This window comes from Delftia sp. WSY_22, assembly GCF_043104185.1.
Taxonomy (GTDB): domain Bacteria; phylum Pseudomonadota; class Gammaproteobacteria; order Burkholderiales; family Burkholderiaceae_C; genus Comamonas; species Comamonas tsuruhatensis.
In genome coordinates this window covers 24,480-39,874 of sequence record NZ_JBICKN010000032.1, presented here as the reverse complement: position 1 = coordinate 39,874, position 15,395 = coordinate 24,480, and the positions used below count along the sequence as shown (strand labels likewise).

Annotated in this window: 11 protein-coding genes; 6 read left to right on the top strand and 5 right to left on the bottom strand. The window is 61.3% G+C overall.

Going from position 1 to position 15,395, the window contains the following annotated elements:
- Positions 1-190: 190 nt before the first annotated feature.
- Together ACF8NF_RS17160 and ACF8NF_RS17155 are read right to left on the bottom strand one after the other, a co-directional pair.
- Positions 191-7,570, bottom strand: a complete 7,380-nt coding sequence (locus tag ACF8NF_RS17160; protein WP_392450940.1) for a PLxRFG domain-containing protein — start codon at positions 7,568-7,570, stop codon at positions 191-193.
- 261 nt (positions 7,571-7,831) lie between these two features.
- Entirely contained in the window at positions 7,832-8,119 is a 288-nt protein-coding gene (locus ACF8NF_RS17155; RefSeq protein WP_392450939.1) for an H-NS histone family protein, read from the bottom strand.
- 120 nt (positions 8,120-8,239) lie between these two features.
- Here ACF8NF_RS17155 and ACF8NF_RS17150 point away from each other — a divergent pair, with 120 nt between their 5' ends.
- The gene (locus ACF8NF_RS17150; protein WP_392450938.1) at positions 8,240-8,482 is read left to right on the top strand and encodes a DUF333 domain-containing protein; all 243 of its coding nucleotides are present in this window, start codon (positions 8,240-8,242) and stop codon (positions 8,480-8,482) included.
- Between the two features lie 727 nt (positions 8,483-9,209).
- Here the strand turns inward: ACF8NF_RS17150 and ACF8NF_RS17145 are convergent.
- Positions 9,210-9,482, bottom strand: coding sequence for an H-NS family nucleoid-associated regulatory protein (locus ACF8NF_RS17145; RefSeq protein WP_392450937.1), 273 nt, complete (start codon positions 9,480-9,482; stop codon positions 9,210-9,212).
- 88 nt (positions 9,483-9,570) lie between these two features.
- Between ACF8NF_RS17145 and ACF8NF_RS17140 the strand changes: the two genes are divergently transcribed.
- The 3 genes from ACF8NF_RS17140 to ACF8NF_RS17130 all read left to right on the top strand — a co-directional run bounded on the left by ACF8NF_RS17140 (position 9,571) and on the right by ACF8NF_RS17130 (position 11,262).
- A complete protein-coding gene (locus ACF8NF_RS17140) occupies positions 9,571-9,885 on the top strand; it encodes a KTSC domain-containing protein (RefSeq protein WP_392450936.1) in 315 nt (104 codons plus the stop codon).
- A 393-nt stretch (positions 9,886-10,278) separates the two neighbouring features.
- Positions 10,279-10,779 (top strand): hypothetical protein, encoded by a 501-nt coding sequence (locus ACF8NF_RS17135; RefSeq protein ID WP_392450935.1) that lies wholly within the window; start codon positions 10,279-10,281, stop codon positions 10,777-10,779.
- Between the two features lie 351 nt (positions 10,780-11,130).
- Complete coding sequence (locus tag ACF8NF_RS17130; protein ID WP_392450934.1) at positions 11,131-11,262, top strand: hypothetical protein; 132 nt, start codon at positions 11,131-11,133, stop codon at positions 11,260-11,262.
- 307 nt (positions 11,263-11,569) lie between these two features.
- Here the strand turns inward: ACF8NF_RS17130 and ACF8NF_RS17125 are convergent, their stop codons facing one another.
- Both ACF8NF_RS17125 and ACF8NF_RS17120 read right to left on the bottom strand, forming a co-directional pair.
- A complete protein-coding gene (locus ACF8NF_RS17125) occupies positions 11,570-12,439 on the bottom strand; it encodes a DNA adenine methylase (RefSeq protein ID WP_392450933.1) in 870 nt (289 codons plus the stop codon).
- Between the two features lie 10 nt (positions 12,440-12,449).
- Entirely contained in the window at positions 12,450-14,123 is a 1,674-nt protein-coding gene (locus ACF8NF_RS17120) for an AAA family ATPase (protein ID WP_392450932.1), read from the bottom strand.
- Positions 14,124-14,656: 533 nt separating this feature from the next.
- Here ACF8NF_RS17120 and ACF8NF_RS17115 point away from each other — a divergent pair.
- Together ACF8NF_RS17115 and ACF8NF_RS17110 are read left to right on the top strand one after the other, a co-directional pair.
- A complete protein-coding gene (locus tag ACF8NF_RS17115) occupies positions 14,657-15,025 on the top strand; it encodes a hypothetical protein (protein WP_392450931.1) in 369 nt (122 codons plus the stop codon).
- Between the two features lie 150 nt (positions 15,026-15,175).
- Positions 15,176-15,358, top strand: coding sequence for a hypothetical protein (locus tag ACF8NF_RS17110; RefSeq protein WP_392450930.1), 183 nt, complete (start codon positions 15,176-15,178; stop codon positions 15,356-15,358).
- Positions 15,359-15,395 lie beyond the last annotated feature (37 nt).

Below are 15,395 nucleotides of genomic sequence, written 5' to 3'. Positions count from 1 at the left end.
CCCAATATATGGCGTATCGAGCGCCATTAATGGGAGGCTACACATCAGCTTAAAGAAGACCTGAATAGTCTCCTCCCAAAATTAAAACTAGCACCCATTGCCTCTTGTTTGTCAACACTGCTGATTAGCCTTCTACGGATCGGCGCCGTGGGCTTCATCTGGCAGTTCCGGCGTCAGGGCAACCGGCGCATTACCGTGCCTCTGCTGCCATCTCCCGCATCTGCTGACGCAGCGCCTTGGGCGAGTTGTCCGCGATCCGGTCAATGCGATCCTTGCCCATCTCCCGCACCTTCTTCCACACGTCGGGCATCTTGACGACGATAGGCTGCTCGGGATTGTTCTGGTTCCAATCGGCCAGCCGCTCGCGCACGCGCGCCAGAGCGGCCTCGTCCTTGCGGAACAGAGCATCCGCCCACTGCGCCTTGATCTCGCTGCTGGTCAGGCTGTAGAAGCTCTTGGCTCGCTGCATGAAGCTGTTGGCTTCTTGGATCTCAGCCACGCTCTTGGGCTGAAAGCCGACAGCCTTGGCCACCGCCTCGGCCAACGTCGTGTCAATCACCTTGTAGCCCTTGGTGTCCTTGTACATGCCGCTGGTGGCCATGTCCGCGCCATTGAACGCATTGCGCACCGCAGTTGGAGACACCTCCAGGACCGCGCCCGCCACATCACCCGTCAGCACCTTGCGGCCGGCAGTGAAGCCGCGCGCGACCAGATCGCCGGCAGGGCCGACCACTTCCAGCAGGTCGCGCTCGCGGCTCTGTTTGGTCAGGAACAGTCCAGTGCCGGGGATCAGGTTGCCCATGCCCAGGCGCCCGGACACATCGATGGGCGCGCCGGGCAGGCCCGACAGGCCCTGCTCCATGAACTCGCCCAGTTCCTTGCCCACGATCCCTGCCAGCGCCTGCTTGCGCCATTGCTTGCTGCTGATGTTGTAGCCCATCAGCTGGCCCGCGCCGTCGATGAGGTCCTCCACATCCTCGGCGAAAGGCACGCCGCCGGCGCCGCCCATCAGCAGCAGCATGGCCAAGGCCCAGCCCACGGCGCGCTTGCCTTCGGGTCCGCCCTGCTTCCACATGCGCTGCATCAGTTCCAGGTAGCTGACGGAATAGGTCTTGAAGGTGAACAGCGTGCCACCCACGGCGCCGCGGGCCCACTGGGGCTTGTTGGCTTTCGAGTAGACGAACTGGGTCTCAAGCACCGCCTTGCGCGCAAAGGCGCCGGGATCGGGCATGCCCTGGGCCTTGGCGATCCGGAATGCTGCGATGAAGGTGGAGCGGCGGTTGAACTGCTCGGCCAGGGCGAATGGCTGCCCCCATGCCACCTTGGCGCGTTCCCAGGCATTGCCCGCCGCCGCGCGCACATCGCCGGCCCGCGTGCCGTCGCCCGATCGCAGGCCGCCCGCGCCGCGCGCCTGGGCCATCAGCTGATGCACTTCCTGTGGCGACACCACGCCATCGTCCTCGGCCGATTTCAGAGCGTGGGCCAGGTCCGTCTCGTACTTCATGCCGCGCGTGCCCATGTCCTTGAGTGCCCGGGTCATCTGGCCGCTGGCCGCGCGAATGCCGCCGAACTGGCTGAGCCATGGCAGCGTGACCGCAAAGGGCTGGGTCATGTTCACGAAGGCCGAGGCAAGGGAGCCGCCCAGGTACTGCGCGAACAGCATGCCGCGCACAGCCTGGCCCTCCTCCTGCGGATCGCGGATGTAGCTGCGCAGGCCCATGGCCAAGTCCTTCAGCTCGCCCTGGTCCTTCGGGATGTCGTTGATGGCGCGGTCCATCGTGCCCGCGTTCAGCCCGGCAGCGCCCTGGCGCGCGTTGCTGTAGACGAAGTTGGCCACCACCCGGCCCACGTCCTGGCTGTACCCCTCGATGCCCTTGCGCTGGATCAGGCGCTTCAAGGCGCTGTGGTTGTTCTTGGTCAGCTTCAGGTATTCGTCGTAGACCTTGCGCGTGGCCGCGTCGGCCTCCTTGCCCACCACCATGTCCTTGAAGATCTCCAGGGTCTCGGGCGTTATGCCGGCGAACAGCTTGAAAGACTGCTGGCTCATCGTGCCCTGGGTGATCACGGCTGCGGGGAAGGCCTGGGCCATCTGGATCTTGGCCAGGTTGGCATCCTTCATGGTCTCGTACATGCCGAAGTACTGCCGGTTGCCATCCTGATCCACCACGTCCAGCGTGTACCGGCCGAAGCGCGATAGCGGCGCATACCCGGCGTCCTGCAGGTCCTTGGCCGTGGCCGCACGGTCCACCACCAGGTTGTTCAGCTGCAGCAGCCGGTCGGCCAGCTCCGGCTTGGCCTTGGCGTCGTGTTGCAGCGTGGCGGTCAGCAGCTCCAGAGCGTCCGAAAGCTTGGGGGCATCCAGCACCAGGTCACGCATGCCAGCGTACTCGTCGGCCAGCGCGCGCATCATGTCCGCCCGTGCAGTCATGTCGATGGAGCGGTCGATGGCCGCGCGCGCCTCACGGTACAGCGCGATCTGGTTGGGCTTCGCGCCGAACATAGTCTGCAGTTCGGCGTCCGTCCACACTGCCCCCGGCTTGAGCATCTTGCTCTCGAAACGGGAATTCACATTGGCCTCGTACTGGGCCAGCGGCAAGCCGCGCCAGGCGCCCAGCATGCGGTCATCCAGTCGCCCGGCGCGCAGCAGCAACTGGGCCTTGTCGTCGGCAGGCAGATTGCCGTATTTCTTGGCCAACTCGTCCACCAGCACGGCCTTGCCATCCACGTCCCGGCCCCACAGGAGCGTGCCTTCAAACAGCGGCTTGGCCACGGCCTTGTTGTCGGCCGCCGAGACGGGAGTCTTGCGGTTCTTGCCTACCAGGTCGCCGATGGTGTCGACGCGCGGCAGCAGGCGGGGCGCGCGGTCTGCCGCATCGTTGGCCAGCATGGACACGTCATCGATGTTCTGCTGGGCCGAATCGTAGACCGGCTTGAAGGCTGGCACGCGCTCGGCCAAGTGCCGCATGGTGCCGATGGTCTTGTCCCAGACAGAGATCTTGCCCGGGTGGGACATCGTCTTCTGGAGCTGGTCCAGAGCGCTGTCTTTGATCTCCGAAAGCCGCGAGCGACTGAACATGAGGTCTTCACCACCATCCTGGCCAGCGGCCTCCCGCGTGTTGATCTGCAGGAGCCCCCGCAGTACACTGGCAACGTCTCCTGAAGTGACCTTGCCGGATCGCTCCTCGGGTGCTTCGGCACCGGCCCCGGAATCCCTGGCCTTCAGGAGATTTTCTTTTGTGATGACGCTGTGCAGGTACATCCTGCGGCTGTTCACGTCCTGGCGCACCAGCACGGTGACGATGTCATCTACCCCCTTGATCTGCACAGGCGCGCTCACGAAGTAGCTCTGCACATCATTGGCGCGGCCCTCAGCAACCACAACACCCTGCTCCAGAATCCGAGGCACTGCGGCAAATGCAGCAGCTTTGAACGGGTTCATGCCATGAGCCATGCTGTCACGGACCGCGCGCTCGTCCAGCACAACGGCGCCCAGCTCAGGATTCACGGCCTGGCCCCCGGCATCCTTGAACACCTTGGTTGCCCAGGCACGCAGCAGCGGATAGCCCTGGGGCGCTTCATCGCCGCGCAGCACGGCCACTGGCTCACCCTGCAGCACGCGGGCCTTGTCCACCAGTGACATCTCGGCCGCGCTGCGGCTGAATGACGGCTCGATGCGGTCGGTCGCGGCGCGGTGCCCGCGCTCCACGAAATCGCGCGCCGGCAGGATGTAGCCCTGGATGATGTCGGCGTCCGTGAGCTTCAGGTCACTGAACCCGGGCACGTTGGCACGCAGCCAGTTCCGGATCGCCGCCACGGCACGGCGCACGATATGCAGCTGCGGCGTCTTCTCGGCCATCTCGGCCAGCACTTCCTCGGCCGCGTGGCGCCGGCTCAGGTCCGTGACGCCACGCAGGCCGTATTCCTTGATCTTGGCCGCCACTTCGGCCTGGCGCATGGTGGCCACCTGGTTGAGGATCTTGTTCAGTTCCGGGCCGAACATGCCGCGCAGGCCATGGTGGCCCAGCACCTCGTGGTGCAGCACGCGGGCCGCGTCGGCGGGCGTGTTCAGCTTGCTGGCCAGCAGGTAGGCCTTGCCGCGCCAGTAGAAGCCCTCGGGCGCCCCACTGGCCCCGCCGCTGCGCTGGCGCAAATCCGCGCGCCGCGCTGCCTCCGGCACGGCCGGGTCGTTCATGTCAAAGGCCACCACAACATCGGGCCCATTGCTCCAGCCCTTGCGGATGGCATCCACCGTCTCACGCACCTGGCCCACAGCCTGGGCCCGCGCCGCATCGGAAAACGCCGCCGGCTCGGGTCGCATGATGCGCAACAGGTTGGCCATCTGGTCATCGGTCAAGCCCTGGCCCTCGGCCTCGCCGCGCCGGAATGGCAGTTCTTCGGTGCGCTCCACGGGGCCGGCCTTCAATTCGCGCGCGCTGGGCGGCGTTGCATGGGTACGCTCGCGCACGCCCGGCACATCCTCCCAGCCAGAGCCCTGTTTCTCCACCTGGCGCACCGTCACGCTCCACACGCCATCAGCGTTGGCCGGCGTGTACGACACCACGCGGACATGGGTATCCCCATACCCCTTCACGATGTTGCCCGGGGTGAAGTAGTCGGTGCGGGCGGCCTCCTCGGCTTTGGCCTTCTTGGCCAGGACGCCGCGAGGCTTTGCCTTGGATGCTGCAGCAGAGGCCGGAGCCGCAGCCTGGGTAGCACCCTCGCTGGTCGTGGAGCTGGGGAACTCTCGCGCGGCGTCCAGCAGTTCGCGGATGGGCGCATCCAACCGGATCACCTTCACGTCCTCGCCGGCTTCGCGTGCAGCCAGCCACTGGTGGTGGCCGTCGAGCACATGTCCGTCGCGCGAGACCAGGATGGACCGATTACCGCCCTCGAAGCCCCTGGCCCGCGCCACGCGCTCGCGGCTGAATTCCGCCTGCGTGGGCTTGAGGCTGGAGGACTGCACGCTCTCCTCCTGGTGAGCAATGCCGCGGGCATTCATGAAGTTGACCATGGCGCCGCGGTGCTCGGCCCGGATCTGCGGCATCTCCGCGCGCGGCACGCCGATGGAGCCGGAATCGCGGGAGAACTCGGCCCAGCCGTCGCCCAGGTCGCGGCCTTCCACGGAACGTGCTGGCGCGCGGCCTGCAGGTGCTGTAGCAGCATCAGGCATGGCGGCGGCCAGCTTCTCGCGCACCTTGGGCGCCAAGTCTGCCCAGGCGCGCGTGTGGGACGATGCGCGCGCCAGAGCGTTCAGCCCCTTGGCCTTGGCTGCCACCGCCTGGCGCTCGGCCGCCGGCATGCTGGTCCAGCGCTCGCTGGCGGCCAGCAGCTGAGCGCGCCGCGCGTCGTTCCCTTCCTTGGCGATGGCCTGGGCCTGCTGCTCTCCTGCCGTGGGCGCTGGCGCAGCAGCAGGAGCTATACCGGCAGCCTGTTCGCTGGCGCCACCTCGACCAGGTACAGCAGATTGCACGCCGGCAGCAGGCTGTCCGGCAACGCCACCTCGCGGTCCAGCAGGCTGCGCATCTGGCGCGCGTCCTGCCGGCTGACTGCCCCCAGCCTCCGCAGAAGCCGTAGGGCCTGCTGGGCGTTCATCTGCCAGCCGTACTGCAGGTGCGGTTGAATCATTGCTCTCTCCCTGCGGCGCAATGGCGTCCGCGATCTTGCGCTGCAGGTCCACATTCAGCCGCTCCCAGGTCGCACCGGGGAGCGCCTTGCGGATGACCGGCTTCAGGCCCTCAATCCGTCCGGCCAAGGCCTTGCGCTCGGCGGCGGGCATGCTGGCCCAGGCCGCGCGCCCGGCGTCGATGCGCTGGGCAGGGGTTTGGGCCGGCGCTTGAGCCTGCGGACCTGGCGCTGCAGCTGCTTGCGCGCCATCGTGCTGAGACGAGGTGGTGCCATCGGTCAGCTCCTGCGCAGAGCCAGGACCTGCAACCGGCGCTCCTTGCGCTCCTGCTGCCTGCGAAGATTCCGCGCGCGGCGGCTGGGCTTGATCGGCTTGTGTGCCATCGATGCTTCCTTGCTGGGGGTTGGATGTGGTTGCAGGGGCTTGCGCAGCAGCCTGCTGGTCACGCTCGCCGCGGCGCCGGGCCAGCTCGCGCGCCAGTTGCAGGCGCACGTTCCTGGCCTGGGCCGAGCGGAAGGCGTTCGACAGGTCCTCATCCGTCCAGGTGGCCATGGCCCCGCCCGCGATCTCGCCGGTGGCAGGGTCGGCCGTGACCTGGCGCTCGGAGGCCTTCTTCTTGGCCGGTGCGCGCGCAGCAACCTCTGCGGCCTGGGCCAGAGCACTGGCCTGCTGGGTCTGGGCGGCCGCACCGGAATCCACGGCCAGGGCAGCAGCTGCGGACAGCGAACCGGCAGCGGGGTCCAGACCCATGGCGCGCGAGGGCGGCATGGCCGCGCCGGTGGATTGCAAAATTTCGTCATCGGGCGATTGCACGGCGCGGTTCGCGGCCATCTCCGCATCGCGCCGGGCCTGCTCCTGAGCGCGCTGCTGGGCCAGCGCGGCTGCGCCATCGGGCGGCGTGCTTTGCGGCACCTGCGGCTCGCCGCCCTCTTCCTGCTGCAGCTGGGACATGCGGGCTTCAAACTCACGCCGCATGGTTTCCAGGCCGGCATTCGGTGGCGTGGCCGCACCTTCAGCACTCGGGCCCGTGTCAGGGCCATCAGCACCAGGTGCACCGGCCGCCGCCTGCTTGGGCACGTGCTGATCCGCTGCAGGAGCCTCGCCGGGCTGGCCCGCAGGCAACCGCGGCTCGCGCGCCGCCCGATACCCCGCCGCGCCGCCGCCCATGGCCGCGCCCGACAGCGTGCCCAGCACCACCGCCGTATCCACATCCTGGGACCAGTCCTTGCCCAGGGCCAGGTTCTGGAAGATCTGCTCGGCAACCGACTGAGGCAGTTCCTCGAGGAAGCCCTCGGAAATCGCCCCCTGGATCACCTGCGTCGGGATGCTCTTGACTGCGCGCTGCTGCACCAGCGGATTGGCGGCGGCCGTGGCCGCGTCATCGGCAAACTGCTTGGCAATGCCCTTGTTGCCCTGGGCCAGCATGGTCTCGGCATCACCAATGCCCAGCCGCTGAGCCACCCTACCGCCGGCATATCCCAGCCCGGCCGTGGCCGCGCCCGTGGCAGCCGCTGCAGCTGCCTGGCCAGGAGAAAGCAGGCCGTCATCCGTCTCCTGCCGAATCTGCTCGGCCGCCGAGCCCGCGCCCACGATGCCCTCACCCAGCGCGCCAGCTGCAGCAGCACCCTTTGCGCCGGCCTGGCCCAACCGCGTGGCTGCACCCAGCCCGCGCGCCACCACGCCGCCCGCACCCATGGCTGGCAGCGATTCAACAACCGCGCCGACGATGTTGGAAGGATTCTCAATGGCGGCCTGGAACTTGCCGCCCAGGCCCTCGGCCTCCTGGAATTTGCGCTGGGCTTCCTTGGTGGCGTCAGAGTGCCATTCATTGATGGCCTCGCGCGCCTGCTTTGGCCGGAAGCCGACAGCACCACCCTCGTTCTCCAGGAACTTGCCCGCGCGCCCGCCTGTGGCGATGTCGGCCAGACCGACAACAGCCTCTGGCACGGCCACGGCGCCCTTGGCTGCCCAGGCTGCCGCGTCCCGGACGTAGTCTGTGGCTGAGCGACTGGGCGACTCTGGTTCTACAGGCTTCGCGCCCGCCTTCCACCAATCGCCGCCTGGTGAGGACGGCTCAACCGGGCTCGCGCCCTGCTTCCACCATTCGTTGTCGTTTGCCATCCCCCCACTCTCAAGGAGAGGTGCGGGGAAAGTCGAACCCTAACCGGGGGTCTCAGAAAACACAAAGCCCGCGATTGCGGGCTTCAGTCAGATTTCGAAAGCTGTACGGTCCACAGCGTCCTTGATCCAGTTTGGGGGCTTGCCCCGACCAGTCCACGTTGCGCCAGTGGAGGGATCACGGTACTTGGCCACGCCTGCGCCAGCAGGAGACTTGCGCTTGCCAGTGCTGAATACGTCGCCTTCCGTCAGGTTGTAGTCGGCAATCAGCGCGCGGACCTTGGCGATCACGTCGGCCTTTTCGACTTTCAGGACTTCGGCAATGCGTGCTTCGAGCTCTGCTTTTTGTTGGAGGAGCGTCTTGTAGTCAGATGTCATAGACTGGAATCGGTTTGTATGCTAACGAGATCGCATTCTATGCATAAATATACCCTTCCATAACATTGATTTGATACTTGCGCAACAAACCGTCCATCCTTCAACGGTATAGACTGGCTCATGAAGAAAGCACTTGAACTTCCAGGAATCGCGCTCTTGGCCTTGGTGCTCAGCGCATGTGCTCAACAGAAGCTGGCACCCTCTGTCGGCATGGCTAATCCCGCATCGGTCTACTGCGGCCAGATCGGCGGCCAGATCAGGATGGAGAAGACGTCCCAGGGCATTGAAGGCATCTGCGTGCTGCCGAACGGCACGGAGATGGAAGAGTGGACGCTGTACCGCAAGGACCATCCTGCCAAGTAAGGCACCTAATCCCGAGGACAGACTTGGCGTCACGCGCGGCGTTTGGCAACAGCAACCTCTACACGCTCCAGGAAGGTGCTTTCATCTGCAAGCCTGATCGTGACCAATCTACTCCCTTGCAGCGCTCTCTCCTGCCTCAAAATTTGCTCACGGAGCGCGTTTGTTCCACGAGTGATCGAGGAAAGTGCTGGGCGCGTTATCTCGAATTCACCACATGCTTCACAGAAATAGTGGCGCCTCGCACCGCCATCGAGAAGGAATGCTCTGGACCGCTCCTGGCAAAGCGGGCACTGCGACCAAATGCACAACAGCATGAAAACGACTGTGCACTGTATAGGTGCATAAGAGTCTCAGTAGAAATCTCTAGCGCTCCGTCCCCAAGGCGACATTTCATTTACGGCTGACGGTTGTACCGGCAGTGCTGACGTTGCTGGTGCGCGGGTAACCTGGAGACTCAGCGCTTGGCCTCGTCTTCCAGCGTGTGTGCGTAGAACATAAGGTGCTCCAGAGCTACAGCGTGCGGGTCACGGCCTCTCAACGGTGATTCCCTGGAAGAGTCGTCCGGAAGGAAGACCAGAAGCACGTCGCCACAGGCTTCGTAGTCTGCGCTGAACTCGACGCCGTTGTGGGTGAAGACGCATTCGTGCATGCGGGGCATTGTCTCAGGCGCGAGCTCACGGCACCAGCACTCAGAAAAAACGAAGCCAACCAGAGGCTTGGCTACCGTTCAAACTTCAAAGGGCTTCCGATCTCGGCCCTCGATCCAGCGCGGAGGTCGTCCACGCCCTGCCCATGTCTCGCCTGTCTTCGGGTTGCGATAAAGATTTTCGAGGCGCGCCGGCGGCGTCAGGTCGAACAGATCCCGCAGCGTCAGATTGTGCTGCTCCACCAACATGCGAGCTGCCTTGATGGCAGCGAATCTCTTCGCGCGATAGGCTTTTTCGATCTTGTCGTCGAGAGCCGCCTGCTCACGAAGCAGCGCTTGGTATTGGGTCGGCATGTGGGAGCTCCCATGGGCACGGCCCTGAGTCTGCCGCGTACCGCACTGTCTGCTAGCCCAGAAATGACAAAGCCCGCGCGGGGCCGGCATGCCCATGGAGAAAAGCCCTCTCGGGCTACGATGGGTGCTCCTACACAACCATCCCGAGAGGGCGAAACCGATGGAGTCGCACGCATTTGTTGATTCCGATGCACTGCTGAGGGGGTCATACGATCCCTCGACACGCCTGCTGAGCCTATGGTTCAAGAGCAGCCCGGATCGGGCTTACGACTACCCGAGGGTGCCGGCACATATCTGGACCGAGTTGAAAGCGGCCCAGTCGGCAGGCAGGTACTTTCGTCAGAACATTCAGGACCAGTACGGGGAGCCGCGCGTTCCAGCAAATCCATGGCGACGTCGATAGCCGCGCGCGCCCTGGAGAAATCGACGGTCCAGCTGGTGTCGGGAGACAGCGGCAAGTCAGGCCGGTCGGTGGCCACGCAGCCGCCATGGAAGTCGAACTCGCGGCGCGCGAGCAGCAGCACGTCGCGCACATAGGCCAGGTCGGCGTTGGCCGCCCGCGCGCCGGCTCCAGCCCGCCGCGCCGCAGCCCTCGCACGATGCGCCGCGCGCAGAGCTACGCAGACCAAGACAAGCGCCAGGAGCAGCGCACCGGAGAGGATGAGGATGGGGAGAGGTGGCATGCCCCAGTGTCAGCACCGGGGCGGGATCGCGCGAACCCTGGAGGGGTGCCGCGAGAGCCTGCATAGAATGGCGCCAGTCAAGGGAAAGAAGTAGCACAGACTTGGAGGGAGCCATGGACAGTTCGACCCTGCAGCGGGAAAGAATGAAGACGGTATCTGCCGTGTTTAATTTTTTCTTCAGCAGTACTGGATTCGCCGACATTGCCGCAAGGCACACACTTGCGATCAACACTGCTGATGCAATCAATGACGCTAAATTTAGAGTTGGCGAGTGGCCGGATCAGAGTGAGTTGGATCGATGGGCAAGCATCAATGATGCCGAGCTCCCAAAACTTCGCAGTGAGTTTTGGCGCTCAGGTTTGTCCGTTCTGGTGATTTCCGCTGTAGCCGTAATCTTGTGCTTCAGTCTCGGAATCAAGATTTCCGATATCACACTCGCAAAATGGCTCGCTGCTTCTGGTGGAGGGCTCGCGGCGTGGGGGACCATTTTTCAGCTGTCCCGCGCCCCCGCAACATGGGGAGCGGACACAGTCTGGGAGTTGATGCGCCCACCCCTCTTCCTGCTCCTGTTCGTGCCAGGCTCTGTGCTGGCCATCGCAGGAACGTTGGCGTAGGCCGGCGGCCCGTCCGGGCGTGGAGTGGTAGGCTGTAGGCACTGCCGCATAAGCAGCTCAGAAAAAAGCGCATTCGCAGAGTGCGTTTCGTTTTTGTTCACTGCCGCATAAGCAGCTCAGAAAAAAGCGCATTCGCAGAGTGCGTTTCGTTTTTGTTCACTGCCGCATAGGCAGCTCAGAAAATGTAGTCCAGCCCCTCGAAGCCGTCCCATAACTCACCTGCCGCATAGGCAGCCAAGCCCGCCCAGCGGGCCTTTTTCTTGGGTAGCCCCCTCGCCACAGGAATGATCCCAATGCAGCTGGCCCGTGGGGATGCATAGGATCACCCAATGGCCGAGCACTGGAGGAGCGATGGAAGGCAGAGACGGAAAGCGGGACGAGGACGACGACAACAGCCCGGCCGTGACCGTGGGCTTGGCCGCGTTGGCCATCGTGCTGCTGGCTGTGGTGCTGGGTGTGCTGACGCTGCTGGTGCGCGGGTAGCCTGGAGACTCAGCGCTTGGCCTCATCCTCCAGCGTGCGTGCGTAGAACATAAGGTGCTCCAGAGCCACAGCGTGCGGGTCACGGCCTCTCCACGGTGATTCCCTGGAAGAGTCGTCCGGCAGAAAGACCAGAAGCACGTCGCCACAGGCTTCGTAATCTGCGCTGAACTCGACGCCGTTGTGGGTGAAGACGCATTCGTGCATGGGGGGCATTGTCACAGGTGCGGCCACTTGGCACCAGCGCCCAGAAACGACGAGCCCGCGCAGGGCGGGCCTAAAAGAGAAGATTTATCTCTATTGCGCTTACTCAAGCAACGCAAGGCTGAAGCAATTGTTTTGGTGCTGTTAAACTTTCGCTAAAAAACATCACTTCGGAGCCCATGTACCGCCTTTGCGCGGTGTACCTGAGGCCGTATGTAAATTCACGCGCATAACAATACATTTCTCGTATCTCAGTAGCATTATCGTAAGACACGATCCATGGTCTGTCGAAGTCTTTATTTTTTAGCAAAGCAGCTATTTTTGCATGGTCATCATGTTTATAAAAATTCCTATACAATCCAGATCCTTTTACATAGTAAGGAGGATCCAAATACACAAGTGACTTTCTCGGCAAGAAATCAATACTCCGAACCAAAAGATCGTGAGCATCTTCTTCATAGACATTAATATAGCCGGAGTGTTTTCCAATTCTCTCCAAACGCTTACAAAGCTCATCCCTCATGAATCGAGCATCTAGTTTGTAGCTGCCTTCTTGTTTTTTTCCACCAATTACGCCACCTTTTAGAATTCCAGAGCGATTCGTTCGATTCATAAAAAGCGTTGCAAATCCACGCTCTAGATCGGTAGCACTTTCGATTCCCAACATCACGTTTCGCCAATGGTGCCACGCATCTATAGATACTTCGGCTTCAGCGACCATCTTTGACAAGGCGCAAGCTTGAGATGTAGCGACTCTCCAAAAAACCGCTACTGCGGGGTCAGCATCATTGATATGGACCTGCTCAACAAGTCCATCAAACAACAACACAAGAGCAACACCAGCTCCTCCGGCGTAGGGCTCCAAATAGTGCCCTCCATCCAGCTTGTTGCTGCGCAGAACCTCTGCCACCAGAGGCGCAAACTGGCCCTTGCCACCGGGGTATCGCAGAGGTGTGTATAGCTTGTTCGAGTACATGGCTGCTACTTTAACTAGATTTGCTTAGGCTGGCCAGCCCTGCGGTCATGTGCTTGGCCAGCTTACAGACTGCTGCCTCAAGCTCCTCCAAGAACATCTCCGCCTCCTCTGGATAGCAGGAGGCCCACACACTCAACACGCTCCACTGCTGAAGCTTTACAGAATGGGCTTGCCACCAACTCTTGCTGCTGCTTCTGTCTGCGGACCGACCTGCGCCGTCTGAGAAGAAAGTGGTCTCAATTTTGTCTGAGCTCGGGTTCGTGATGGTGAACTCTTTAATTTGCTCCTCAAACTTTCCATCAACTACATCCCGAAGAAACTGCTTGATCGTGTTCTCAGGAGAACGCGCAGTACCCGACGCACCCGTAACACAAGGCAACTTCACAGCATTCCCTAATTTTCGAGATCTAAGGGGAATAGCGGTATCGGCATCAACCACTAAAATTCTCTGCTTAAAAATAGGATCTTTTTCAGGGAGACCTAGCAAGTTAGATCCACCAACGCCTAGTGCAATGAGTCTAATTTGCACACCATATTTTCTCCCCCACGCTCCTCGCCTTCCCCGAGGAAATAGCCCCTCGCAAAACTCTACACCCTCTTGGTCTTCGAAATACATACAAACCACTGGCTTCTGCGCAACAATTTCTGGTTGCCCGTCACGCTGTGCCATATCCAGAAGAATTTCCTTTAATGACTGATCTTCAGCCAAGCGCGGACGTCTAGTATCTAGTAAATACACAACTGAGTCTGGCGCATCTGCGGCCCCATCTCCATCGGGGTGGATAGCCTCAATTAGCCTCGGAGAATGAGTGGTCGCGATTATTTGAAGCTTTAGATTTCTTGCATAGCTCTTTAGGGCCTTTGCCAGACGATCAATTGCATGGGGATGGAAACCCACATCCAACTCATCAATAATAAGCAATCCACCAGGATAATCAGGAGATTCTCTTTTCAATTTATTAAATGAGGCCAACGCAGTCGCAATACTCGCCAAACTGTCTTGCCCCACCGATATTGCTAATGCGTCGTGATGGGCATAACCTGGTTGAGCCGTAATCTTCCCGAGCCCTTTTATTTTCTGGCTAGTGACGTTGTCATTAACTTGGTGACCCAATGTGATTGAATTAATAAAAGAAATCATCAGCTTGGCGTCTTGCTCATGCATGGAAAGGACACTACTTTCGATGCTACTGTCGTCCGCCTCTCCAATAGATGCAAGGCGCTTAACTCCGAGATAAATAGTAGGCAAGGGTAACTTCGCATCTGGCCCATACGGATCCCCCTCGACTTTGTCGACGGTACGAGGAACTACACGAGCTCTTTTTTCCTTATCACGACGAGTTAGAGCACATCTTTTCTTTATTATTATTCCTTTGCTCTCTGCTACAACAACGGCAGAATCTGTTTTTTTCTCAGACTTCTCAACTTCATCGAGCGCCAAATATACGATTCTTTCCATATTTGCAAAGTATGGTTCTCCAAAATAGCTTTTCGGTGCACCTCGATCAGTAAGACCAAAAGTATTAGCAATAAGCCCGAGAATGGTCGATTTACCTATACCATTATGCCCTGCAATAACTGTTATTCTAGGAGATATGTCTATAGAGAAATTCTGTAGCTTTCGGAATGGGTGTTTGCCGAAATAAATAGATTTCACAACAATGCCGCTTGCAACCTCATCCATTCCTATACCTCAAATGCGTTAAAAAACACATATGATACAGAAACATTGTCTTACATTCACTGTAATTAAACACAGATCCATTTCACCATATGAAACAGCAATCGCTACACACAAGACACAGCGCGACGCTTAGGGTGTGGTGCAACGACGATCTCCTTCATTGCAGAACTACGCGCTTTCCAGCAGTTCGCAGTTCACAAAAACTCGAAAAGCGCCCATGTCCCCGCGAGCTATAGACTCAGTGCGCGCCTCTGTCTTCCCTTATGGAGAAGAGTCGCAGACGATTTCGAAGGTGAACGTGACACGAAACGCTGGTCAATGATCAAATCAAGAATACACGCTCTCTTGGCATTTCTCCCATGCTTTACGCACCACGGAATGGCTGCCGACCGCGGCGGCCCCTGCCCCCGGGACAACATCCCCGGCGCTAAAGTTCGCGCCCGACCTGCTGAGGACCGCTCGGATTTGCTGAAGGAGTCGTTGTTGGGGAATCAGCCAGAGAGGCGCGACGCCCGCCCTGCTACATTCCCGCCGTGCGCCATCTCGACTTCAAAACGTTGTGCCTGTCCCTGCTGATCAGCTGCGGCTGCGTGTGGTGGCTGCTGAGTTTCCTGATGCAGTCCGTGGTCGGCAGCCCGGAGCCTGGAACCGCGAAGTACTCGAGTGCGCTGTGGGTGCTGATCCCGGCCTACTGGGCTGTGCCCCCGCTTCTCGCGGGCGGCATGGTGGCGCGGGCGGCCAGCAATCGGCCGATGCGGCATGCGCTGATCGCTGCGGTGGTTGGCTCAGCTGTCTACGCCATCGACTTTGTATCGCTCGCCCCCATTCCGCTGGTCCTGACGGCCGTGGGTGGCGGCCTGTACCTGCGCGCCGTCTCGCGGCGGGCTGATCGCAGAGGCTGATACATTCCGCCCATGCGCCCCGCCCTCATCCTTCCAGCCCTCCTCATCCTCCCCGCCCTCCTCCTGGCCGGCTGATTTCCCTGCGCCCTGGTACACCTCGCTCCTCATACATGCAGCCTACTGCCACATTGCCGCCAGGAGGTTCTACCTATGAGCGCCCTGGACATCAGAGCGATGGAAGACATGCTGGACCACCTTCGAGCAAAGAAGGCCTTTGCAGAGGCGCAGCTGCAGGCATCCGAATCCAAGGATCCTGCGCTCGAATGGGATTTGCGCCGTATCGAAGGCCGCATCGATGTGCTCAAGGAGATGCTGCGGGAAGCTCGTGAGTGAGCGCGGCGGGGCCTGACGCGAGCCCTGCTACATTTCC

Coding starts and splice junctions, on each gene's coding strand:
- ACF8NF_RS17155 (WP_392450939.1), bottom strand. CDS start 8,119: ATGACATCTGACTACAAGACGCTCCTCCAACAAAAAGCAGAGCTCGAA.
- ACF8NF_RS17150 (WP_392450938.1), top strand. CDS start 8,240: ATGAAGAAAGCACTTGAACTTCCAGGAATCGCGCTCTTGGCCTTGGTG.
- ACF8NF_RS17145 (WP_392450937.1), bottom strand. CDS start 9,482: ATGCCGACCCAATACCAAGCGCTGCTTCGTGAGCAGGCGGCTCTCGAC.
- ACF8NF_RS17140 (WP_392450936.1), top strand. CDS start 9,571: ATGCCCATGGAGAAAAGCCCTCTCGGGCTACGATGGGTGCTCCTACAC.
- ACF8NF_RS17135 (WP_392450935.1), top strand. CDS start 10,279: ATGGACAGTTCGACCCTGCAGCGGGAAAGAATGAAGACGGTATCTGCC.
- ACF8NF_RS17130 (WP_392450934.1), top strand. CDS start 11,131: ATGGAAGGCAGAGACGGAAAGCGGGACGAGGACGACGACAACAGCCCG.
- ACF8NF_RS17125 (WP_392450933.1), bottom strand. CDS start 12,439: ATGTACTCGAACAAGCTATACACACCTCTGCGATACCCCGGTGGCAAG.
- ACF8NF_RS17120 (WP_392450932.1), bottom strand. CDS start 14,123: ATGGATGAGGTTGCAAGCGGCATTGTTGTGAAATCTATTTATTTCGGC.
- ACF8NF_RS17110 (WP_392450930.1), top strand. CDS start 15,176: ATGAGCGCCCTGGACATCAGAGCGATGGAAGACATGCTGGACCACCTT.